The organism is Salinisphaera sp. T5B8 (assembly GCF_040361255.1).
Taxonomy (GTDB): domain Bacteria; phylum Pseudomonadota; class Gammaproteobacteria; order Nevskiales; family Salinisphaeraceae; genus Salinisphaera.
Genome location: NZ_APNG01000013.1, coordinates 112669 through 133776, shown reverse-complemented (window position 1 = coordinate 133776; position 21108 = coordinate 112669). Strand labels below are relative to the sequence as shown.

Sequence of the window (21108 nt, the reverse complement as noted above, 5' to 3'; positions counted from 1 at the left end):
GTCACCTTTCCGGCTCAGGCCAATTTACAGAAGGAATGGTGCACTCCCTCTTTCTTCTTCCACAGGGGCGCCACGGCGCTAATCCGCTTAAGCTAGCTGAAGCTGCTTATCGCAAGTGGCCACAATATCTTGCACCATGGCTTACCGAACTGCGCCAAATAGGTTGCGAAGATTTGCTATCGCCTCTTGATCGAGTTCCTGTACAGTGCATCGGCGCTAGTTGCCGAGACTTCGCTAAGCAGCTACTGCGTTACACCTACAATCGTCTGATTGAATTTAAATGACTGATTCATTGTTCGTTGCGTGGCAATACAAACGCTCAAATCCAGATGGCCGTTCTGGAACGCGTCGATGGTATCCAATCGGACGCTTGGATACAGATGGGCCAGAACGTCAGTATACTTTTTGTTATACGCAAGGCGCACTTAAAGCGAAACAGGAAGCAGGCTTCGAGCCCCTTGAAGCGTTTCCAGACTTGGAAAAAGTATATAGATCAAAGGAGCTATTTTCGGTATTTCGCAATAGGCTTCCTAATCCCTCGCGGAAAGACTATTCTGAAACCGTAAAACGCCTAGGTCTGACGGAAAAACGTAGCGAACCATTCGAGGTTCTCGCTCTAACCGGTGGGGCAAGGCAAACAGATAACTTAGAAGTTTTTCCTAAGATCAAAAAAGGCGCCCGCGGTGCCTTTCGTAGCCGGTTTTTCCTGCATGGATGGCGCCATGTTAATGACCATTCGCAAAGTCGGGTTGCAAAACTAATTCAAGGCGAGCCATTACAAGTTACACTTGAGTTTAATAACCCGGCGGCTCCGGCAGCGGTACAGCTTCAAACACCGTCTGAGTATTATGTTATCGGTTGGGCGCCGCGGTATCTTGTCAGCGATATGCTAAAGGCAATGTCGGAGGCTCCTAGTGATTTGAAAGCATGTGTAGTGCGGTTTAACCCACCTCCGGCGCCGTATAATCAAAGGGTTATGGTAGAGATTTCTGGGCGTTTCCCTGATTCTTTTGAACCAATGGCTACCGAAGATTATAGGTTGTTGGTGGAAAAAGTTAATTTTGAATGACTATAAATAACTTGATATCGGGAGACTGATATCGGGTAACAGTATGAGGCGTTCCGGCTGTAACGGATACCCAGATCAGGTGCCAATTCTGGATATCCGGCAGGATATCCGGGATATCCGGGGACAGTATACTGATCTCGCTTTCAGCTGAGAATGTTCAGCTTCAGACGGCGCGATACAGATGTTGATGCGGCGCAGTACGGCCCGAAGTAACGGCGCGTTTCCTCGCCCACGAACTGAGCCCGCAAGATGGCGATGCGGCAACCGTGCTTTCCACGAATGCGGGTCGATCGTCTCGTTCGACAGCTCGCACCACAGCTCGCAGCAATGGAAGACCTCGCCGCTCTATAGCGACGAACCCAAGTCTTCGAGCAACATGCTTTGATCGTAGTGTGCTGATGCTTTGTCGTGGTAGCGCCGGTCGGCCGTAATAAAAACGGCGCCCGGGGTGTTTAAAGCGAGGGCGTGATAGAGCGTGTCTGGCGCGTATCCGGGGACAGTATACTTATCTCACTCTTGGGCCTTAGGCTTCGGCCCCGGCAGTTGCCGATGAAGCGTTCGCCCAAGCCGCTTCTCGGCCCGGTCAATGAACACCTCATTGCCCAGCGGGCGGCCGGTGCGTAGATGTTGTTCGACCTGTTCGGCTTCGTCAGCGGGCACGCCGGCGGCGAGGTACTCGCGCCAGTCGTCGGCCAGATTCGGTCGGCTTGAGAGTTTGATCAGCGGGTCGGCTCGGTTCGACACATGGGCCTTGGCGCTCGACCACGGCCATTCGGTGGCGTCGCTGGCGATGTCGGCGGCTACGGGATTGCGTTCCACATAGCGTACGGCGGCCCAGAGGTGGGCATCGTCCATGGGGTAGGAATGAAACCGCTCCTGCCAGAGGTGGCCGCGCCAGTTTTCGCGGAAGTTGATATATCGCGTATAGCGGCGATGGGCTTCGCCGAGGGCTGCACGCAGGCCGTCCGAATGGCTGGGCGTGAGGATAAAGTGCACGTGGGTGGGCATGAGGCAGTAGGCGATCACGGCGGTATCCGCTTTCGCCGCGAACTCGTTGATCAGCGATAGGTAGTAGCGGTAGTCGTCGTCATGGAAGAAAACGGTCTGGCGACGGTTGCCGCGCTGGGTGACGTGGTGCGGTGTGCCGGGTAAAACGACACGGGCGAGACGGGCCATGCGGGTGCTCTAGCAGGATTGGGTATGTGAGTTAAGTATACTGTCCCCGAATAAATGCTGCGCGATTTGCTTTTGCGGATTTGTGATTGGCGCGGCGCTCACTTCGTTGCAGAGACTGGCGGCCTGCGGTGACGGCATGGGGCCGCGCCGATGCGTCTTTCGATGGAGAGCAGCGATGAGTGCAGTGTCTATCAAGCAGGAAGGGGTCGATGCGTTCGGTTGGCAACCGGATGCCTGGCCGGATACGCCGCAAGGCTGGATCGAGCGGGCCCGCAGCGTGGGCGATCTGCTGGCCGAGGATGCGGTCGTGCGTGATCGCGCCAATCGCAGCCCGCATGCCGAGGTGGAACTGCTCAAGAACGCCGGGCTGGTCACGTTGCTGGCGCCGAATGCCCTGGGTGGCGGTGGCCAGCGCTGGGCGACCGCCTATCGGGGGATTCGCGAGGTGGCCCGGGGGATGGTTCGATCGGGCAGCTGCTGGGGTATCACTATCTCTGGGCTTGGGCGGCGCGTCTGGTGGGCACGCCGGAGCAGATCGAGGCCATCGAACGCCGCTATGCCGCCGGGCAGCTGTTCTTCGGCGGCGCGGTGAACCCGCGTGATAACGATCTCAAAGTGACGGACACGGGCGACACGCTCGTGTTCAACGGCCGCAAGAGCTTTTCCACGGGCAGCCGGGTGGCGGATCTGACCGTCCTGGAAGGCGTGTTGGAAAACAGCGGCGAGCATGTGTTCGCGGTGGTGGATTCCCGCCAGGACGGGCTGGAATTTCTCGGCGATTGGGACAACCTCGGCCAGCGTCTGACCGAATCCGGCGGGGTGGTGATCCGCGATGTGGAAGTCCCCTGGCGCGACGCCCTCGGCTTCGTGAACAAACGCTATCAGCCCAGCGTGTATGCCACCCTCAACGTGCCGGCCATCCAGCTGGTGTTCACCAGCTTTTATCTGGGCATTGCCGAAGGCGCGCTGGCGGCCGCGCTCGAATACAACCGTCGCAACACGCGCCCATGGCCCTACGGCGGCGATAACAAGGCCCGCGCTGCCGACGAGTTTTATGTGCTCGACGGCTTTGGCGATCTGCAGTCGCGGCTTTGGGCCAGCCAGGCATTGGTGGAACAGACCGTGGCCGTGGTCGACGCGCTGTTGCACCGCCCGCGAGCGCGGTGAAGCGGCTGTGAAAGTGGCTGCGGCCAAACAGCGCATCGTGGAGACTGGGCTGGATATCGCCACCCGCCTGTACGAATTGACTGGCGCACGGGCCAGCGCCAACAAGTACGGCTTCGATATCTACTGGCGCAACCTACGAACCCACAGCCTGCACGACCCGATTGCCTACAAACGGGTTGAGGTCGGTCGCTTCGCCCTACTCGGCGAGATTCCTGAGCCGACTTGGTACACCTGAGCATGAGCCGCGCCCGGCTGCCGTTAGGTCGATCGAGCGCGCCGGCCGGTTCCTTGGAAAGCGCCCCGTTACGGCGGGCGATGGCATCCTGGCTGGGCAGCGTATCCACGCGTTGTTTCACCGCCTCGCGATCGGCGCGATTGACGGGGTAGCGGCCGTGTTCGACATGTGCCCCGGCTCGGGGTTGGTCCGCCCGAGACTGGGGTCGGGTGAGTTAAGTATACTGTCCCCGAATAACCGAGACTGGGGTCGGGTGAGTTAAGTATACTGTCCCCGAATAACCCCGAATAACCTAACCGAATAACCTCTGAATGCCGTGCACCGTTTCGGAAAGTCACTTAACCGCGCTACTGTGTGAGCAAAGGTATGAAGGGGGATGTATGCGCCAGTGGTTTTGGCTGTGCTTGAGCTGGGGTTGGGTCTTGGTCGTCGCGGGGTGTGCCACGGCGTACGGGCCGCGTGATGCTAACGCCCACGCGGATGCGTCCGGCTATGTAGATCGCGAGATTAAGCCGGGTGTCCACGAAATCTATTACAACGCGAACGCGTATACCTCGCCAAAACAAGCGAGAGCGCTTTGGCACCGGCGTGCTGCAGAACTGTGCCAAAGCGATGACTATGGCTACGATCTTCGCGAAGATGAAGCGTTTCACTCTGACATCGCTTATGCATCCGGCATGGTCTACGCCAGCAACAGTCATAGTCCGCGGTTTTACGGTGTTGCAGACTGCAACCGTTCGGGCGCGTTGACACTATTTCGGGCGACGCGCGCGGAGCAACAGGCAGCATCGGATCCGAATGCAGAGATCCATGTCCCGCCGGACAGCCAGTCTGTATCGCAAATTAAGCTGACTTGTAATACTCACTACTCGCTAACAAGGCACTGTTCCACGCTTTTTGGTGCGCAGCTGAATTTGTCGTTAGATGGCGTGAAATTCCGGATTTCCTCAAGTCAAGCGGGCGATCAGCTCTACATCGCGCTTCCGCAAAAGGCGCCCGCGTATAAAGGCAAGTACGATGCCAATGAGTACATCAACACGGCGTATTACTTAGTCAAAGGGATCGCAAACGACGCCGGTTTGAAGGCGCAGGCTGTCCAACCGGTTAAATCGTTTTTGTTGGGTGTACGAGGCTATCTCGTCGCCTTCGACGGTAACGTCTATTCACTCCTTCTACGTGAGTCCGACTCCGGTACGCCCACGCCAGCATCGGGGCTCGATGTTCGTCTTTGACTTTACTTAGGGTCGAATGACGCCGGTTGCGAATAGGCCGCAAATCTTTGGAGATGCCAGGCGTCGATACTGGGAACGGTGTATTAATCAAGTTTATCGCGATTTGATTTAAGAGCTGGTGTCGGTAGACATCCGTGAAGCGTTTAGGTGTGACCACGGTTATCACTGGTGTGATCGTCCTTGACCCGCCGCGATTGGCTGAGCGGAAGAGCTCAATCGGGCCCGTTTTTTGCACTGGCTTTGCTAACGCTTTTTGATCAGCAACGCCTATGCGGCGTAATAATGGCGGCATGACGCAATCCGACCCTCGCAATCGTGCGTTGCCCAACGGGATTACCCGCGAGGTGCTTGAACGCGACGAATTACGTCGGGCGCTGGCGGCGGCGCATCCGGGGGTGGCGATGCTGAGCGATGCGCAGATGCAAAGCTCGATCGGCGCGATGCTGGAACAGCGCCCACCCACGGTCGATCTCGATACGGGGGTGTGGGTTTTCGGCTATGGATCGCTGCTTTGGAACCCGTGCGTGCCGGTGGCCGAGTGGCGAGACGTGCTGCTATATGGCTTTCATCGTGATTTTCGTATCCGGCTGACGCATGGTCGTGGTTCGGCCGACGCGCCGGGGTTGATGCTCGGGCTGGTGGCCGGCGGTTCCTGCCGGGGGATGGGGCTGCGGTTGCCGCCCGACGATCTGTCTCACGAGTTGTTGATGATCTGGCGGCGCGAAATGCTTACCGGCGTCTATACGCCGCGTTGGGTCACGCTGTACGACCGCGACGGCGCGTCGCTGCCGGCGATGACCTTTGTCGCCAACGCGGCGCACCCGAGTTTTTGCGCACGCCTGGACGATTCGGCGGTCATCGACATGCTGGCCACCGGCCACGGCATGATCGGTTCGGCTGCGGAATATCTGAACAGTACCGTGGCCCATCTCGACGACCAGGGCATCCATGATCGTCGGCTGCGCACGCTGCGTGCACGGGTGAACGCGGCGGTCGCCGCGCGCAATGCCGAGGCGTGATCGCGACCCGAGGTGCGATTAAGCATTGCGATCGTCGGATGCACTCTGCGGCATGCTCGCTATAACGGCGGCCGGCTAACACGGACGACTTACCCGGCCGCGATGCGCACCTGTCGGAGCAGACGCGCAGCGTAGCGCTTTATTTCATCGACGATTTGATCGATCACCTTGGATTGGCAGGGCATCTGGGTGCGTGTGTGCTCGGCTTTGTCTGGGAGCTGTTCGGCCATGTCACGCAGCCAGGCCAGAACCTGTGCCGATGTTAGACCCAGCGCTTCGCCTTCGACCACGAAATGTTCCGGGCGGATGTCGTGCTGAATCCGGTGACCGCGAACGGCCATGGCCATCTTGCGCTCATTACGGCGCAGGGCATACGGATATAGGCTGTTGATATCGTAAAGCGGTGCAAGCGCGAGCTCGGGTCCGGCCACATGCCAGATCGAGTAGTTCTTGGCATGGGCGTCGGTGCCGCACACAAGCACGTTGAACATCACTGCCCGCATGAACTGTTCGAGTTCGGCGGCGGGATGGGTGGCGTTGTCGCGCAGCAGTTGGCCGATCGCACGAATCCCGGGCCCGCCGTCCTGCTCGTATTTCTGGCTCGGCGCATAGCCCAGGGCCTGACACATGTCCTCGGTATGTATCCGCAGGGTGGAGAATCCATTATCGGCCAACCGGTCGAATCGTTCGACCACCACGGCCTGGTCGGCGCCGAAGCGCTCGACCCATGAGTTCGGGGCGCTAAGTCCTGCCTCGCGCGCAAGTTGCAGGCAGAAATGCTCATTGAGGGGCTGGTCTTCGAGGTCACGCATCGCGGGCTTGACGATATGTGTGCTCGGTTCGTCGCCAAGCGGCATGTACCACTGGCGATCGCGATAAACCAGTGCGGTTTTTGGCTGGGCACCGGCCAAAGAGAAATAGCCGGGATTGCGACCGAAAATGGCGGATGTGCGACCCCGTTGCAGCCCCTCGATGACGTCGGCCATGTGTGTTTCATCGAGCAGTGCCAGCCCCTGGCCCCGGTCGGGGCTGGCGAAACTCAGCGCCCCCGGACAATCCGCCCCAATGGCCTCGAGTAAAGCCAGTGGGTCCGTCTCGGGTACCGAAAAGTGCGCTGCGTAACGCTGCAGAACATTGCGGTCATCGGGCAGCAGGCCCCACAGGAAGTGGGTGACGATCGCCTCGCCACGCGAATCGCGGTGTACGGCTGCGGTCATCGGCATGGACAACGACAACGGATGGTTGGCTTCGTCTGCACGATAGGTTGCGTCGTAGGCGAATTCGAACCGGCCGCCGGTCAGCCGCGTAATCGAACCGATCCGGATGTCATTCACGAAAAGCGCGGCCCGGTGCTCCATGCCGGCTAAGTCTCGTCTTTCTTCCGGAAGCGATTACGTAGCGACTGAACCGTCGGTGCGATTGCAGGCGCACGCGCGCTCGTACGGGATGTCCCCACGGCGCGATCACCTTGAGGTGTGGCAAGTTCGCCAGAAGACATACGACGCTGCGTGCGGGGGCGAGCCGGTTGCGTCGTCCCGGTTTTCGCGGGCGGTGCGTGCGCCGGCGCGGGCCGTGGTCGTTGCAGATCCAGCGTGACGTCCAATGCGCGCAGCACTGCCATGATCTTGCCGAATTCCGGGTTGCCCTTGCCCTTCTCCACGCCGGACAACCACGACTGCAAGGTGCCCGAGGCCTGTGCGAGCTGCATCTGCGTCCAGTTGCGCTGGCGTCGCTGATCGCGAATGAAGGCGCCAAGCTGTTTGAGTGTCGTAACTTGCATGGCGAGAGGCAGCTGCATCGGTATGCGTTTTACTGATAACTAAATAATATCACTCAAATGATAAACGTGTTTTATTCGATTTAGCGATATTTGGTTTTTATCATCCAGTTGATATGCCGATTCCTGGCATGCCACGGAGCAGGGGTGGTTTCAGGTTGAAATCCCGACAGGCGGTTGGCGCCAGGCCTTTTCAGGAAAGACTCTGTGACGATGGGGCTTTGGCGCGGCAGGCGCGGCGAAACTCGGCGGCACTGATATCGCCGCGCATATACGACATGAGCAGCACATCGTCGTTGGCGTGGCGGCTTTCACCATCGCGATGCCGGCACATGAGCACATAGGCGCGGTAGTAGTTGAAGACACCGCCGAGAAAGAAAAGCAGACTGCCGATCAGGTACTGCCAGGCCAGAAAGCTGAACAACCGCTGCTTGCTCGCCAGATTGTCGAAGGTCCACAGGTAGGGAACCGAGGCGACCGCGAACAGCACCGAGCCCACCACAAAAGTGACCGCCGTCAGATTGGTCATTTGCATGGACAGCAGCGAGGGGGCCTGGACAATCTGCAGCACATTCACGCCCGCCCCGAGCACGAAAAGCAGCGAACCGATAATGAAGCACCAGGCGCCGGCGATGAACCAGCCCCACCAACTCAGAAAGAACAGGCTGCCTACCGTAAACAGCAACGTGCCCGCCAGGTAGCTGGCCGCAGCAATCAGTTCGAGACGCCGGTCGGGGGCGTGACGGTTGTGCTGGTGCCAGAACTTGCGCACTTCCAACATGTCGTGCCCGGTCACCACCAGGTAGAGAATCGAGCCGACGAAGAAGACCCAGGCACCGATATTCTGATACGCCTCGAGTCGCGGAAAGAAAAACACGCTGCCGACGATGAACAGAAAACCGCCGACCTTGTAGAGGATCGCGTTGGCCGTTTCCCAGCGGAAATCGTCACGCAGGTTCGGCGTGTCGCGGGTCAGATCGGACAGTTTATGGCGATTGGTAAACAGGTGGGGCACGGGGCGATCCCTTCGCTGTGCCGGCGATCGGCATGTTCGCTATGGTAGCAACGCTTTTGATGCAAGATGCAGCCACCGCGCCACCCGCGTGGCGGATAAACGTGCCCAATAAACCTCGTGCCCAATCAGGCGGCGCGCAATGTTTTATCGGCGCCGCGCGGGTTTTGCTTTATTCTTCCGCCACCTACGGGTTCGGGCCAGGTATGCGGATACGCGGCACGTGGCTCAGCGGCGTTTTTGATGTTGTATGAAACGTGGGCCGCACTCAGGCAAGCAGGTGGTCCGCCAATGAATGCGACGACACGCAAATAAGGCGAAAGATCGATCGCTCGCAGCCCGGAGAGTCTGATGTGCATGCGCATGCACAGCTGTGTACCCGATCAGGAAGGCGGTTATGTCGACAGGCGTGCAACGCGAGCACGCCTGGGCTGATGGAATGCGTAATTTTAGGCGGCGATCGATCGGGCGTTCTCGATCGCCGACTGGCACGTAGCAGACATTGATAAGCGAGTTGCGATGAGTTCGCCGGATCTTTTGCATTACCACCACGATCGGGCCGACCTGCGCGGTGTGGCGTGGCTGCTGGGTCTGGGCGGGGCCGTGGTTCTGGCGATCGGTCTGGCGTTGGTCGGCCAGCGTGTGGTCGCGCCCTACGATCAGTTGATTGCGGCGATTGCGATCGTTATCTGGCTGGCTGCGCTGGGCTTGGCGATCTGGCGGGTGCGTGCCGCCAGCGGGCGCGCGGATACGTTGGCCCTGGACGCCAGCGGGTTTAGTTCGCAGCTGTTCGGCCGGGTGGATTATGCTCGGATCACGCGCTGCAAGATCGCCCACGATACCAAGCTCTGGCGCTGGGAATACGGCGCGCCGGCGCTGATCCTGAAGCTTACCGACAAGCGGCGCCTGCGTTTTCACCTGGACGCGCGCCACTACGAATCGGATCTGCTGGATTACGTGGCGTTCGTGGATACGGTATCCGCCGCCGCTGGCAGCCACGAGCCAGCCCCTGCGGTATTCGGCAGCGCGCGGTGGTTTGGTGAGTCCGCGGCCGCGACGCCGGCGTCTCGACATCCCGGCGCCGCGCCGGCGCCGGCGCCGGCCGAGCAGCGCGAGCCATCCGCCGGGTCGAGCGCGGCACGCGAACGCACGCCACCCGATCGGGTCACGCGCCCGCGCCCGGCTACCGCCGCCCGTGCCGAGGCCAGCCCGAATGCCGACGAAGGCGATGGATCGGTGGCCAGCCGGCTTAGCCAAGCCAATCGGCAGGCCGGGCAGCGCTTTCGCGAGCAGATGAAACGCAACAGCAAATGGGCCGCGTTGGGCATGGTGCTGTTGTCGCTGAGTTATACCATCCGGGCCTGCGACATGGGCTGGGTGAAGTCGACATTCGCGCCGGGCCCGTTCGACAACATGGCCGAACGCGCGCCGGCCGCGCTGGACAAAAGCGCCAGCATGCTACAGCAGGCGATCGCCGGAAAAGGCCCGGTCTATCTGTGGAGCAACGTCGCCGCGGACGGCGCCAAGCCGGTGCTCGCGCCCAATGTCGATATGCAGAATGTGGGTATCGACACGCTCGACATGATGAATACCGCCGGGCGTATCTCGCGTTTCATCGTCGACGGTGAAGCCGAAGGCTATCGCATGGGTATTCAGCACGACGACACGCTGACCCTGTCGAACTATTCGAAGATCTCGCTGCGCCCGGTGGCCGGCGAACACCGGCTGTTCTTCTTCCTGCTGCCGCCAGAGGGCGTGGATGTGGAAAAACTCACCGGCCGCAAGATGCCGGATATCACCTGGCGGGTGCGCTATCGCGATGTCGCCGATATTCCCGAGCAGATGGAGCAGGCGAGCACGCGCCTGCCGATGTCTCTGGTGACGCGCTGGCTGCAGATGACACCGCCGCCGCGCCTGATGGTCGCCGGCGCGCACTACTACGGCATGACCGAGACGGACTTCGAGGCCGCTGTCGACGTGATCAAGCAGGATTTCAAGCGCCGCGACATCGACACCGCGGCATTCGGCATCCGGCGTTTCGACGACGGTACGATCCGCAAAACGCTGGCCAACGACGCATCGGCCGGGCAGTCCAGCGACGCGTCGTCTGCGAATGCATCATCTCGCGCGCAGGAGGCTCGCCATGACAGCCCGTGAACCCGTGGCCGACGTGTCGCAACGCACCGGCGCAGTATTTTTCGTACGCGTGACCTGTCGTGATCTTACGCAGCTGATCATCACCGACAGCACGACCCTCTATCGTCTGCGTACCGAAGGCGGCGTGTTCTTTTTCGATGCGAAGCAGTTCGATGTCGACACCCTGGCGCGCAAACTGCGCCGCGGCGAACAGGTGACCGTCGGTGCCCATCGGCTACGAGATGGCAACGCCTGGCTGCATTGGGTCAAGACCGCGGATGGTCAGGTATGGGCAGGCGAACCCACGCGCCGGCGCTGGCTGGCACCGCTGGTGCTGGCCTTGAGCTGGCTACCGATCGCCCTGGCGCTGGTATTGCCCGGCGCGGTCAATATCGGTTGGGTGCTGCTGCGCATCGCGCTGTTCTGTGTCGCAGCGGCCGCGTTCGGGTGGTCGCTCTACCGGGTGTTGATGACCCTGCACCCGGGCCGACGGCGTCTGCGCCGCGCGCTCGCGGCCATGAAGCGCGGCCAGCAGCCGACGCTGAGCGCGCCGCCGTCATATGAAGCGCCCCCAGAGCTGGCCCGCCCCGATGGTGTCTATGGCGATATCGGGGTGATACAGGATCGCTTGCGTAAAGTCCGGGTCGCGCTCAAAACGTATGGCAGTGGGCGCGCCCAATACAGCGTGCACGAATACCAGCTGGATTGTGGTGGCGCGACATTCGGCCTGCAGACACAGGCCGGCGACTGGCGCCGCGCGCTGGATCCGATTCTCGCGCGCCGCTCGCCGTTGTTTCTCGCCCAGGGCGATCGCGTGGCCCTGCTGACCTCCATGGCCGACGGCGAAATCCGCGGCGTGCTCAACCATAGCGACGGCAGCGCCCATGTGGCCTTCAAGGGTACGCCCTATACGTCCATGGCGCGGTGGCTCGTGTTGGTGCTCGTCGGGCTCATAAGCGCGTTCATGAGCGTCATCCTGCTCGGTATTTCGTTCTATGACTGGTACGAGCGCGGTGTCGGGCCCGATTACTGGGACTGGCTCGAGGTGGCGCGGATGCTCGGCGCGGTCGGACTGATGCTGCTGCTGTTTTTCAGCGCGATCGGCCTGATCGCCGAGCGTATCCATTATTTCTATTTTCGAGCACGAGCGCGCGTGCCGCTCGAAAAGATCCTGGGTCTCGCGTTTCAGTGGCGGCTACGCCAACAGCGAAGCGCCATCATCAATGAGCTTGCCTGAATGATTCCGGTCTGGTTACGGCCGTGGGTGCTCGCGGCGCTATTGGCATACGCGGTATTCGGCTTGTATTGGTATCTGTTCGTCGGTTATGCCGATAGCTGGCACGAGCAGCCGGAACAACGGCTCGCCACCCGGCTGGCCGAGCCGGTGGATGCAACCAAGCTCAAGCTGGCCGGCGCAGGCGGGCATATCCTGGCCAGCCTGGTTTCCAGCGGCCGCGACGGTGAGGTGGAAGCCTGTGCGCAGGATGGCGACTGCCCAACGCCCTGCCCGGCCGGCGGCGAGATCGCGGTGGGCGACAAGCAACCCGTGCTCAATTGCCTGGTGCCCGCCGACACGGTGGAAAAGGACGAAATCGCGCGTCGTGTCGACCAGCTCATGGGCGATACCGACACCCAGCAGATCAACTATCTGCTGCGCGGCGACGACCAGCGCCTGCAGGTCGCCGCCCGCCTGCAGGGGGAAGTAAAGACTTTGGACTGTGGCCCGGCCGGCCATTGTTATCTGATTGCCCAACTGCCCGATTACGAGAACAACACGGTCTTTGCGTCCCGGGATTTTGGCGAGCACTGGCACGTGGCCGCACACAACGTGCTGAACAAAGCCTATGTGCCGCATATCCTCGCCATCGATGGCGCTAATGTCTGGGTCGAGGGCTATCGCCGGGTGTATCGCTCCGAAGATGGCGGTGCGCACTGGCGTGTGCTCGCCGACGAAGCCCGGCTCATTGCCCACGACGACGTGCTGATCTCGAAGAAATTGCAAAGCGACACCAGCGAGTCATTTCGCTGGTGGCTGGACGACGCGGGCCAGCTGTATGCCATCACGGGCGACCGGTATAGCGACAACGAGAATATGACGATCGTGCGCATGGATGCGCATAGCGGCGAGATTCTGGCGGTCTCGCGCCACCGCGGCAGCTTTGCCATGCTCGCGAATGGTCCGGGCGGGCAGCTGTTCGGTATCTATGCCACACGCGAGCCCAAGCGTTATACGCTCTATCGCCTGCGGACGGGCGAGTGGACGCCTGTTCTGGCCAGCGGCGATGTTCGGCTGAACAATCTGCGTGCCAATGCCCACGCCCTGTTGGTCGAAAAAGGTATCGGCGACGGCGAACACCTATTGCTTAGCGAAGATGGCGGTGCGCACTGGCGGGCAATGGCCAGTCTGCGCTATGACGAACGCGCGCAATTCGCGCCGACGAAGCCGGGCTGGCTGCGTTTTGGCTATCGTAATCGCCAGGGTTACTACGGCTATCGCTGGATTCGGCCCTAGGGTTTATCGCGCTTTTGGCGTATCGGTCGGCCCTGGCCGCCGGGCGGCGCCGCGATGGGCACCGCCCCGACGAGGTTAGCCATAGGCTGGGGTGGACATGCCTAGCGCCCGGGGCGCGCCGGAAAGCGTCTTTTCATCGCGGCCGGTTGCGGTCGCGTTGACCGACGACCCGGCCAGGCGGAATTGTTGAACCAGCTTCACCAGGTCCATGGCCTGGCTGCGCAGGCTTTCGGCGGCGGCGGCCGACTGTTCGACCCGCGCTGTGTTGGGCCAGGGTGCGTGGACTTCGGATGCGGCCACGGCGAACCTGCGGCCCTGCTCGCCGGCGCGCATTCGCAGCGCGTGGAAAGGCATGCATGGCGTCAACCGTGTGTTTTCTTACCTGAGCGTTGCCGTTACGTTACCATTGGACAATGGCAAGTAATGCGACGACGGATCGAATGCCGATGCGTCGATCACCTCATCGCTCGCCGGCGCGGCGCGTTTGCGCGCGCCCGCCCATCTTATGACCTATAGGCAGGAGCAATCCGTATGTCCGACTACACCGATGGCCTGGTAAACGCGCGCCGCTTCGAGCGCGGTATCGTTACCGCTGGCCAGCCGACCGCCGCCCAGCTCAAAGCCGCACAGGCCCAGGGCGTGAAAACCGTCATCAACCTGCGGCCCGAGGGCGAACTGCAGGATTTCGATGAGGCTGCGGTCGTCAAAGAAACCGGTATGAACTATGTGCATATCCCGGTCGCCGGGCCGGACGATATCAACGACGCGAATGCACGGCTGCTCGATGAAGCCCTGGTGCCCGGTGCCCTGCCGGCGCTCGTGCATTGCGGCAGCGCCAACCGGGTGGGCGCGCTGATCGCCTATCGTGCGCGTTTCATCGAGCACAAGAGCGATCACGAATCCATGGGGCTGGGGATTACCGCCGGTCTCGACCCGGATTCGCCGTTGCTCGACGCGGTGGCCGCCAAGATCGGCTGACCTGGCGCGTGCGCAAGGCGCGCGTTTTGGCGCGCCCCTTCGACAGGCGGTTTTTCGCTTACGCGGTGTGACACAGACACCAGGGTAAGCCAACGCCCTGCCCGAACCTTGCGATCAGCGACCACGAGAGGCCGGGCCGGGCCCGGCCGGGTAGCCGGCGAACGAGCCGCCGCGACCGTGGCTTACTGCTGACCGGCCGGTCAGTCGGCGAGCAGGTTCTCCAGTTCGCCAGGCAAATCGAAGGCGGTGTTGTCTGCTTCGCCTTGGCTGAGCGCGTCGTTGAGCGTGCTGGCCACGGCACGTGCGAGCGCTTGCGCATCGGCCTGTTCCAGCTCGGCGCGAAACATCAGCTTGGAATAGAACGCCTCCAGACTGATGGGCACATCTGTCGTATCCGCCCGATTGCCACCGGCAATGACCGCATCGGCGATTTCGTCGGGCAACTGGGATGCCATTTCCTTGGCCTGGCCCTTGGGCAGGTGCTCGCAGAGGGTGTCCAGCGTAATCAGCGTGCCCTGATGGACGACGTCCGGATCGAGCTGCGGGCAGGCGTCGTAGACCTGGGCGATGAAACGGTCGGTTTGCATGATCAATACCCTGTTCGTGGCGCGGACGGGCGGCGCCGTTTGAATATGCCAGTCAGCTTGGACCGCCCCCGCCAGCGGCGATATACCGATTAACCCTGACGCCTGCTGCGCGCATTTCTACGGATAGGCGTATCCGCCCAGCGAAACGCAAGGTGTGCGCCTTACGCCACACCCGTGCGAACAAGGAGTGCGCCATGCCCTTCAATCCCCTTCACGACAAGACACTGCCGGTCAGCTCGCTGCGCAGCGGCGATGGGCACGAAGTGCTCCACGACGTCTATTGCCTGCCGGTTCAGATCGTCAACGTCTATTTCGTGGGCCATCCCGAGCGTGCGCAGGACTGGGTGCTGGTCGATGCCGGCATGCCCAAAAGCGAAGACACGATCCGAAAAGCCGCCGAGCAGCGTTTCGGCGTCGACGTACCGCCGCGTGCGATCGTGCTCACGCATGGGCATTTCGATCATGTGGGTGCCGTGGTCGAATTGGCCGAACACTGGGACGTGCCGGTGTATGTGCATGCCGACGAGCTGCCCTTTGTGACCGGCGAGAAGGCCTACCCCAAGCCGGATCCGAGCGTGGGCGGCGGCCTGGTCGCGCGGGTGTCGCCGTTCTTTCCCACCGAGCCGGTGGATCTCGGCGCCCATGTACGGGCGTTGCCCGAAGACGGCACCATCGCCGAGCTGCCGGACTGGCGCTGGGTAGCCACGCCGGGCCATACCCAGGGGCATGTATCGCTGTTTCGCCAGGCCGACCGCGCGCTGATCGCCGGCGATGCGTTCGTGACCGTACAGCAGGAGTCGCTGTACAAGGTCTTCACCCAGCAGAGCGAAATCAGCGGCCCGCCGCGCTATCTCACCGAAGACTGGGCCCAGGCCAAAGCCTCGGTCGCGCGCCTGGCCGCGCTCGAACCCTCGGTGGCGATGACCGGGCACGGCATGGCGATGGGCAGTGACGAACTGCGCATGAACCTCAAGGACCTCGCCGCGCGTTTCGATGAACTCGCGATGCCGGATTAGCGCCATGCCGGGTGCGATATGAACCTCGCGAGACGATGCGACCGCCAGGCGCTTCGACAGGGGCTGGCCGGCGGTGGTGCCGTGGACTGGGCCATGAGCGGGTTCCTGCGGCCGGGCAACAGCGTCGTCGTGACCGGCTTCTGGCGTAGCGGCACGACTTTTCTGCTCGAACAGCTCACGCAACTGTGGCGTGCCAAACCCGTGTTCGAACCGTTCCAGCCGGAATTGCCGGGCTATCGCGCGGTACTCGATACGCTCGTGCCGGCAACGATGGAACGCGGCCGCACCGATCATTACCTCATGCCCTACGCGCTGGACGACAGCCTGGTGCGGTATGTGAGCCGGGTGCTGCGCTATGGTCTGGTGGATGTGCGTATCCAGCGCTCGCGCTCCAATCTGAGCGCCCACGGTCGCGGCCCGCGGGGCGTGCCCGAGTCGATCATGCAGCATGGTCTGGCGATGCGCCCGCGCGTGGTGGCCAAGTTCGTGCGGGGCGCGCTGCTCGTGCCTGCCCTGCGCCAGCGCTTGGCCGTGCCCGTCTTTCATATCCGGCGTTGCCCGCACGGCGTGCTGGCCAGCTACAAAAGCGCCGGCTGGCAGGATTTTCAGGCCGATCGCATCGGCCTGCGCCGGCTGTTGCTCGAGATAGACGACGGGCGGGCGGCGTTCTTCGCGCCGATGGCGAAACTGATCGACGAGCTCGACCAAGGCAATGCCGACCAGCGATTGGTGGCCTACTGGGCGCTGACGGAAAAATTCGTGGATGCCCATGCCGAGCATTACATCAAGGTGCCCTACGAAGCGCTGGCCACCGGCGAGTTCGACCTAGCCGCGCGACTCGCCCAGGCGGGGTTCGACGTCAAACGCGCCCGCTCGGATGGCTTCAACAGCAGCACGACCTCGGCACATCGCGCGCATCTGAGTGCTCGCGAGCGGGTGGACAGCTGGCGCCACAAGCTCAGCGATGAGCAAATCCGTCAGGTCGACGACATCGTGGCCCGTGTCGGCGTGCGCGGGTGATCGCCGACATCGGCGCATCGGTTTAGCCGATGCTAGAACGGCCCAACCCGCGAATGGCCCGCTGCCGGTTCAGGTGCGCCGAACTAGGACGCCGACGCGTGCTCGGCTTCGATCAGGTCGATGGCCATACGAACATAGTCGATATGCGACACGATACCGACCAGTACGCCGTCATCGACCACCGGCAACGTGCCCTGGCGGCGGCTTAGCAGCAGCTTGCCGGCCTCGACCAGCGGCGTATCGCTGGTAACGGTCTTGAAGTCGTGCTGGAGCACATCGGCCAACGGTATCTGGCCCATGCGATGGCCCAGCTGATCGGAACCGTGGGTTTCGGCAATCTTGATCGCTTCACGCAGCACGATCTTCTGGGTCACCAGCCCGACCAGCTGATGGTCCTCGTCGAGTATCGGTATATGGCGAATCTGATGTACGCCCATCAGCTCGCGACTGTCGTAAAGCGTCTGGTTGTGGTTCAGCGTGATGACCTCGCGGGTCATGATGTCGGCAACGCGGGCACGGGTCGCAGTGCTCATGAATCCTTATTCTCCGATGGCGGCAGTGTGGGCACGATATCGCACGGCAGTGATTCAACCCGGGCGGGTTGCTGGGCCTCGGGCTGGACGATGTCTGCAAACGCTATGGCGATCAACAGCAGCGGCGGGCGTGCGCACGCGAGCCGTTATGCGTCTATCGGCCGCCAGGGCGCAAGCCTGAGCTGCGTGCGATGCGGGTATGACAGGCGCGTACCGGCTGGATTAGGTCTGTCCGGCCACCATGGCATGCATCGAGCCATCGCGTTCGGCGGCCACATGCCAGGCCAGTGCCTGTTCCAGGCAATGCGGCGTATGGCCACCGCGTGCGCAGGCGGTTTCGAAATAGTCAGCCAGTGCCGGGCGATAAAACGGATCGGCACAGCGATCGATGATCAGGCGGGCGCGTTCACGCGGCGCGAGCCCGCGCAGATCCGCAAGCCCGTGCTCGGTCACGAGAATGTCTACATCGTGTTCGACGTGATCCACATGGCTGACGAAGGGCACCACGCTCGACAGCGCGCCGGCCTTGGCGGTCGAGGTGGTCACGAAGATCGACAGATGACTGTTGCGGGCGAAATCGCCCGAGCCGCCGATGCCGTTCATCATGCGCGTGCCGTTGATATGAGTCGAATTCACGTTGCCGTAGATATCGAATTCAATCGCGGTGTTGATCGCGATCACCCCCAGGCGGCGCGACATGCCGGGGTGGTTGGATAGCTCCTGCGGGCGCAACACGATGCGCTCGCGATAGTGCGCCAGGTTGTTCCATACCCTGGCGCCGTAAGCATCGGATAACGTGATTGCGCTCGCCGAAGCAAAACGCAGCGTTCCGTGGTCGAGCAGCTCGAAGGTGCTGTCCTGCAGGACTTCCGAATACATGGTCAGATTTTCGAACGGCCCGGCCATCAACCCGTGCAACACGGCGTTGGCCACGCTGCCGATGCCGGCCTGAAGCGGCATGAGTGACAAGCTCATCCGGCCAGCGGCCACTTCGCTTTCGAAAAACTCGATCAGGTGCTCGGCAATACGTTCGGTGGTCGCGTTGGCGGGGGTGATCTCGGCCGGGCTGTCCTGTTCCGTGGTGAGCACGATGGCTGCGATCTTGTCCGGATCGACCGGAATATGCGGCGTGCCGATGCGTGTATCCGGCGCGCTGATGGGAATCGGGCGCCGCCCCGGGCGCTTTTCGGGCAGATAGATATCGTGTAGCCCGATCAGCGCTTCGGGCGCGGCGACATTGAGTTCGATGATGATCTGGTCGGCCTGGGCCACAAAGCTCGCCGAGTTGCCCACCGAAGTGGTGGGAATGATGCCGCCGTCGGCGGTAATCGCCACCGCTTCGATTACGGCGATATCCAGCGCGCCGAGCTGATCGTGGCGCAACTGTTCTGCCATTTCCGACAGATGCGTGTCGACGAACATGACCTCGCCGCGGTTGATCGCGCCGCGCAGGCGTTTATCGACCTGAAACGGCATGCGCCGGGCCAGCACGCCGGCATCGGCGAGAATGCCGTCGATATCGTGACCAAGCGACGCCCCGGTCATCAAGGTGATCTTGAGCGGATCGCGTTCGGCACGCCGGGCCAGCGCCAGCGGTACCGCCTTGGCTTCGCCGGCTCGGGTGAAGCCGCTCATGCCCACGGTCATGCCATCGTGGATGAGCGCCGCCGCCTCATCCGCGCTGTGCAGGCGGTCGCGCCAGCCCGGTAGTTGGCAGCGTTGGGCGGCGAGTTCGATCATGGGCGCGATTCGGCGGGCAAACAAACCGCCATTTTAGTCGATTGATCGGCCGGCCATGGGGACGATACCGCTTACGGATTGTCGATTTGGCTTATCCACCGACTATGGCTAGATTACGCGGTAACGCCGAACCCACGTCGACGAGCCGGGGGTGGCTCCAGGTGCGGCGGGTATATGCCTATTCATTGGGGGAAAAGATGTTCGTATCCGCTCGACGGCTAAGCCGTCATGTTCTGCTGTGCTGCTTCGTTGCGGTGACGGTGCTTTCGACCGGCTGTGCGACCCATGTCGCGAGCGACTATCCGCAGTATCTTGAGAAAAACGCTGGCGATTCGAACCTGCCGTCCACCGACCGGGCTTCGGCTTATTATCTGCCGCCCCGAACGGCAGCGTTGAGCTACGAATTCAGAGCGTTCAGCACCGGTGTGGCCAACAAGTGGGTCGTGGACATCGGCGAAATGCTCGACGACACGCTGCAGTCGCGTGATGTACAGACCGCCTTCAATGGGCTTCGCAAGGTAGCCGATGCCAACGCGGCAAGCGACGGCTTGCTGACATTCGCGTTGCAAACGTATTCGTTCAACGATTTTGCCGCCCAGATCTCCATGCATGTGACCTTGCAAGCGGGCGGGCGCGAACGGTTGTCGAAAGTGTACGAATCGAGCGGCAAATCGCAGATGGGCAAGATGATGCTCGCCGGCGCATTCGGCCAGAAAAATGCCGTTCAGCAATCCACCAAGGCCGCGCTCGATGACATTCTTCGACAGCTGATCAACGACATCAACGCCCTGTCCGATTAAGCGGACGCGTCGCGGTTTTGGGTCAGTTCCGGCCGGGCCCGGTTCGTGGGTCGGTATCGGCGGTCGTTTGGGCAGAAATTGCCGTAATATGGCGGGCCTATCTTTCAAAGCAGGAGTATCTGCCATGACCAAAGCCAGCGCCCGTCATATTCTCGTCGACAGCGAAGACAAGTGCCTCGAGCTCAAGAAAGACATCGAAAACGGTCGTGACTTCGCCGAGGTCGCGCGTGAGCATTCATCCTGCCCGTCTGGCCGCAAGGGTGGCGAGTTGGGCACCTTCGGTCGTGGCCAGATGGTGCCGGCGTTCGACGAAGTGGTCTTCAGCGCGCCGCTCAACGAAGTACAGGGCCCGGTGAAAACCCAGTTCGGCTATCACCTGCTAGAAGTCACCGAGCGCGGTTGAGCTACTCGCAACAGACCAGGCGCCCGCCCAGGCGGGCGTCGAGTTCGGCCAGTGTGACGCCTGCGTCTAACGGCCAGGCCACGGTCAGCCTAACGCCCGCCGCATGGTAGGCAGCATCGACGATATCGCCCTCGTGCTCGGCAAGCCAGGCACGGGCGGGCTGTTCGTCGGCAAAGCCGAGCTCGAGCACGAGCGGGCGGCGCGGTATGTATTCGCAGGTGGGCAGATCGGCCAGCAGCGCGCTCACGGTCTGTGCATAGGCCCGCGCCAGACCGCCGGTGCCCAGCTTGATGCCGCCGAAATAACGAATCACCACACAGGCGATCCGGCCCAGACCGCTACCCTCGAGCACCTGGTACATCGGCCGGCCCGCGGTGCCGCCGGGCTCGCCATCATCGGCAAAACCGATGGCCTGATACTCGCCCGGCGCGCCGGCGATAAACGCCGAACAATGATGCGTGGCATCGGGATAGCGCTCACGGGCAAGCGCGACCAGTCGCTGTGCCTCCTCGGCGCGATCGATGGCCGCGCACCAGCCGATGAACTGGCTCTTCTTGATCTCGAGACTGACGCTATAGGGGGCATCGAGCGACGCGCGCGGCATGCGAAAGCGCATGGAAACTCCTCACGGGCAAACCGTTGCCGCGGCCGCCGGCTGCGACGCCATTGAAAACCGCTGACCGGCCCGGCTGTTGG

Annotated in this window: 21 protein-coding genes and 1 pseudogene; 13 read left to right on the top strand and 9 right to left on the bottom strand. The window is 61.9% G+C overall.

Annotated features, from left to right (window positions below; translation table 11 throughout):
• Both T5B8_RS13030 and T5B8_RS13025 read left to right on the top strand, forming a co-directional pair.
• Nucleotides 1-284: hypothetical protein (locus T5B8_RS13030; protein WP_502950799.1), on the top strand; the 284-nt coding region annotated here is incomplete at its 5' end.
• Nucleotides 281-1069, top strand: coding sequence for a DNA-binding protein (locus T5B8_RS13025; protein WP_353179370.1), 789 nt, complete (start codon nucleotides 281-283; stop codon nucleotides 1067-1069). The genes T5B8_RS13030 and T5B8_RS13025, both read left to right, overlap by 4 nt.
• A 510-nt stretch (nucleotides 1070-1579) precedes the next feature.
• On the opposite strand, the gene T5B8_RS13020 is transcribed toward T5B8_RS13025, so the two are convergent.
• Complete coding sequence (locus tag T5B8_RS13020; protein ID WP_353179369.1) at nucleotides 1580-2245, bottom strand: transposase; 666 nt, start codon at nucleotides 2243-2245, stop codon at nucleotides 1580-1582.
• Nucleotides 2246-2420: 175 nt separating this feature from the next.
• On the opposite strand from T5B8_RS13020, the pseudogene T5B8_RS13015 reads away from it, so the two are divergent.
• The 3 genes and pseudogenes from T5B8_RS13015 (at nucleotide 2421) to T5B8_RS13005 (ending at nucleotide 5898) form a co-directional block, all read left to right on the top strand.
• A pseudogene (locus T5B8_RS13015) lies at nucleotides 2421-3647 on the top strand (acyl-CoA dehydrogenase family protein).
• Between the two features lie 380 nt (nucleotides 3648-4027).
• Entirely contained in the window at nucleotides 4028-4879 is an 852-nt protein-coding gene (locus tag T5B8_RS13010) for a hypothetical protein (RefSeq protein ID WP_353179367.1), read from the top strand.
• A gap of 290 nt (nucleotides 4880-5169) precedes the next feature.
• Nucleotides 5170-5898, top strand: a complete 729-nt coding sequence (locus T5B8_RS13005; protein WP_353179365.1) for a gamma-glutamylcyclotransferase — start codon at nucleotides 5170-5172, stop codon at nucleotides 5896-5898.
• An 89-nt stretch (nucleotides 5899-5987) separates the two neighbouring features.
• On the opposite strand, the gene T5B8_RS13000 is transcribed toward T5B8_RS13005, so the two are convergent.
• The 3 genes from T5B8_RS13000 to T5B8_RS12990 all read right to left on the bottom strand — a co-directional run bounded on the left by T5B8_RS13000 (nucleotide 5988) and on the right by T5B8_RS12990 (nucleotide 8690).
• A complete protein-coding gene (locus T5B8_RS13000) occupies nucleotides 5988-7256 on the bottom strand; it encodes a HipA domain-containing protein (protein ID WP_353179364.1) in 1269 nt (422 codons plus the stop codon).
• Between the two features lie 5 nt (nucleotides 7257-7261).
• Complete coding sequence (locus T5B8_RS12995; RefSeq protein ID WP_353179362.1) at nucleotides 7262-7696, bottom strand: helix-turn-helix domain-containing protein; 435 nt, start codon at nucleotides 7694-7696, stop codon at nucleotides 7262-7264.
• Nucleotides 7697-7868: 172 nt separating this feature from the next.
• Nucleotides 7869-8690, bottom strand: coding sequence for a YrhK family protein (locus T5B8_RS12990; protein WP_353179360.1), 822 nt, complete (start codon nucleotides 8688-8690; stop codon nucleotides 7869-7871).
• A 516-nt stretch (nucleotides 8691-9206) separates the two neighbouring features.
• Between T5B8_RS12990 and T5B8_RS12985 the strand changes: the two genes are divergently transcribed.
• From T5B8_RS12985 to T5B8_RS12975, 3 genes are read left to right on the top strand one after another with little or no spacing between them, the layout of a single operon-like run.
• Nucleotides 9207-10844: a hypothetical protein gene (locus tag T5B8_RS12985; protein ID WP_353179359.1), complete on the top strand. Its 1638-nt coding sequence runs from the start codon at nucleotides 9207-9209 to the stop codon at nucleotides 10842-10844.
• Nucleotides 10831-12060: a hypothetical protein gene (locus T5B8_RS12980; RefSeq protein ID WP_353179357.1), complete on the top strand. Its 1230-nt coding sequence runs from the start codon at nucleotides 10831-10833 to the stop codon at nucleotides 12058-12060. Before T5B8_RS12985 ends, T5B8_RS12980 begins: the two co-directional genes overlap by 14 nt.
• Entirely contained in the window at nucleotides 12061-13335 is a 1275-nt protein-coding gene (locus tag T5B8_RS12975) for a WD40/YVTN/BNR-like repeat-containing protein (protein WP_353179355.1), read from the top strand. It begins immediately after the preceding gene.
• A 75-nt stretch (nucleotides 13336-13410) separates the two neighbouring features.
• Here the strand turns inward: T5B8_RS12975 and T5B8_RS12970 are convergent, their stop codons facing one another.
• Entirely contained in the window at nucleotides 13411-13689 is a 279-nt protein-coding gene (locus T5B8_RS12970; RefSeq protein ID WP_353179353.1) for a hypothetical protein, read from the bottom strand.
• 177 nt (nucleotides 13690-13866) lie between these two features.
• Between T5B8_RS12970 and T5B8_RS12965 the strand changes: the two genes are divergently transcribed.
• Complete coding sequence (locus T5B8_RS12965; protein WP_353179352.1) at nucleotides 13867-14313, top strand: beta-lactamase hydrolase domain-containing protein; 447 nt, start codon at nucleotides 13867-13869, stop codon at nucleotides 14311-14313.
• Nucleotides 14314-14513: 200 nt separating this feature from the next.
• On the opposite strand, the gene T5B8_RS12960 is transcribed toward T5B8_RS12965, so the two are convergent.
• Entirely contained in the window at nucleotides 14514-14900 is a 387-nt protein-coding gene (locus tag T5B8_RS12960) for a DUF2267 domain-containing protein (protein WP_353179350.1), read from the bottom strand.
• Nucleotides 14901-15094: 194 nt separating this feature from the next.
• Here T5B8_RS12960 and T5B8_RS12955 point away from each other — a divergent pair, with 194 nt between their 5' ends.
• Entirely contained in the window at nucleotides 15095-15916 is an 822-nt protein-coding gene (locus tag T5B8_RS12955; protein ID WP_353179348.1) for an MBL fold metallo-hydrolase, read from the top strand.
• An 18-nt stretch (nucleotides 15917-15934) separates the two neighbouring features.
• Complete coding sequence (locus T5B8_RS12950; RefSeq protein WP_353179346.1) at nucleotides 15935-16936, top strand: hypothetical protein; 1002 nt, start codon at nucleotides 15935-15937, stop codon at nucleotides 16934-16936.
• A gap of 83 nt (nucleotides 16937-17019) precedes the next feature.
• Here the strand turns inward: T5B8_RS12950 and T5B8_RS12945 are convergent, their stop codons facing one another.
• Both T5B8_RS12945 and scpC read right to left on the bottom strand, forming a co-directional pair.
• Entirely contained in the window at nucleotides 17020-17469 is a 450-nt protein-coding gene (locus tag T5B8_RS12945; protein ID WP_353179344.1) for a CBS domain-containing protein, read from the bottom strand.
• A gap of 222 nt (nucleotides 17470-17691) precedes the next feature.
• Nucleotides 17692-19209 carry a succinyl-CoA:acetate CoA-transferase ScpC gene (gene scpC / locus T5B8_RS12940; protein ID WP_353179343.1) on the bottom strand — a complete coding sequence of 506 codons (1518 nt, stop codon included), beginning with the start codon at nucleotides 19207-19209 and terminating at the stop codon, nucleotides 17692-17694.
• A 41-nt stretch (nucleotides 19210-19250) separates the two neighbouring features.
• On the opposite strand from scpC, the gene T5B8_RS12935 reads away from it, so the two are divergent.
• Nucleotides 19251-20009 carry a hypothetical protein gene (locus T5B8_RS12935; RefSeq protein ID WP_353179341.1) on the top strand — a complete coding sequence of 253 codons (759 nt, stop codon included), beginning with the start codon at nucleotides 19251-19253 and terminating at the stop codon, nucleotides 20007-20009.
• A 124-nt stretch (nucleotides 20010-20133) separates the two neighbouring features.
• Complete coding sequence (locus T5B8_RS12930) at nucleotides 20134-20412, top strand: peptidylprolyl isomerase (protein WP_353179340.1); 279 nt, start codon at nucleotides 20134-20136, stop codon at nucleotides 20410-20412.
• Between the two features lies 1 nt (nucleotide 20413).
• Here the strand turns inward: T5B8_RS12930 and T5B8_RS12925 are convergent, their stop codons facing one another.
• Nucleotides 20414-21028, bottom strand: a complete 615-nt coding sequence (locus T5B8_RS12925) for an IMPACT family protein (RefSeq protein WP_353179338.1) — start codon at nucleotides 21026-21028, stop codon at nucleotides 20414-20416.
• Between the last annotated feature and the right edge of the window lie 80 nt (nucleotides 21029-21108).

Excerpts from the sequence above, each read along its gene's own strand:
- T5B8_RS13025 (WP_353179370.1), top strand. The coding sequence starts at position 281 with ATGACTGATTCATTGTTCGTTGCGTGGCAATACAAACGCTCAAATCCA.
- T5B8_RS13020 (WP_353179369.1), bottom strand. The coding sequence starts at position 2,245 with ATGGCCCGTCTCGCCCGTGTCGTTTTACCCGGCACACCGCACCACGTC.
- T5B8_RS13010 (WP_353179367.1), top strand. The coding sequence starts at position 4,028 with ATGCGCCAGTGGTTTTGGCTGTGCTTGAGCTGGGGTTGGGTCTTGGTC.
- T5B8_RS13005 (WP_353179365.1), top strand. The coding sequence starts at position 5,170 with ATGACGCAATCCGACCCTCGCAATCGTGCGTTGCCCAACGGGATTACC.
- T5B8_RS13000 (WP_353179364.1), bottom strand. The coding sequence starts at position 7,256 with ATGGAGCACCGGGCCGCGCTTTTCGTGAATGACATCCGGATCGGTTCG.
- T5B8_RS12995 (WP_353179362.1), bottom strand. The coding sequence starts at position 7,696 with ATGCAGCTGCCTCTCGCCATGCAAGTTACGACACTCAAACAGCTTGGC.
- T5B8_RS12985 (WP_353179359.1), top strand. The coding sequence starts at position 9,207 with ATGAGTTCGCCGGATCTTTTGCATTACCACCACGATCGGGCCGACCTG.
- T5B8_RS12980 (WP_353179357.1), top strand. The coding sequence starts at position 10,831 with ATGACAGCCCGTGAACCCGTGGCCGACGTGTCGCAACGCACCGGCGCA.
- T5B8_RS12975 (WP_353179355.1), top strand. The coding sequence starts at position 12,061 with ATGATTCCGGTCTGGTTACGGCCGTGGGTGCTCGCGGCGCTATTGGCA.
- T5B8_RS12970 (WP_353179353.1), bottom strand. The coding sequence starts at position 13,689 with ATGCCTTTCCACGCGCTGCGAATGCGCGCCGGCGAGCAGGGCCGCAGG.
- T5B8_RS12965 (WP_353179352.1), top strand. The coding sequence starts at position 13,867 with ATGTCCGACTACACCGATGGCCTGGTAAACGCGCGCCGCTTCGAGCGC.
- T5B8_RS12960 (WP_353179350.1), bottom strand. The coding sequence starts at position 14,900 with ATGCAAACCGACCGTTTCATCGCCCAGGTCTACGACGCCTGCCCGCAG.
- T5B8_RS12955 (WP_353179348.1), top strand. The coding sequence starts at position 15,095 with ATGCCCTTCAATCCCCTTCACGACAAGACACTGCCGGTCAGCTCGCTG.
- T5B8_RS12950 (WP_353179346.1), top strand. The coding sequence starts at position 15,935 with ATGAACCTCGCGAGACGATGCGACCGCCAGGCGCTTCGACAGGGGCTG.
- T5B8_RS12945 (WP_353179344.1), bottom strand. The coding sequence starts at position 17,469 with ATGAGCACTGCGACCCGTGCCCGCGTTGCCGACATCATGACCCGCGAG.
- scpC (WP_353179343.1), bottom strand. The coding sequence starts at position 19,209 with ATGATCGAACTCGCCGCCCAACGCTGCCAACTACCGGGCTGGCGCGAC.
- T5B8_RS12930 (WP_353179340.1), top strand. The coding sequence starts at position 20,134 with ATGACCAAAGCCAGCGCCCGTCATATTCTCGTCGACAGCGAAGACAAG.
- T5B8_RS12925 (WP_353179338.1), bottom strand. The coding sequence starts at position 21,028 with ATGCGCTTTCGCATGCCGCGCGCGTCGCTCGATGCCCCCTATAGCGTC.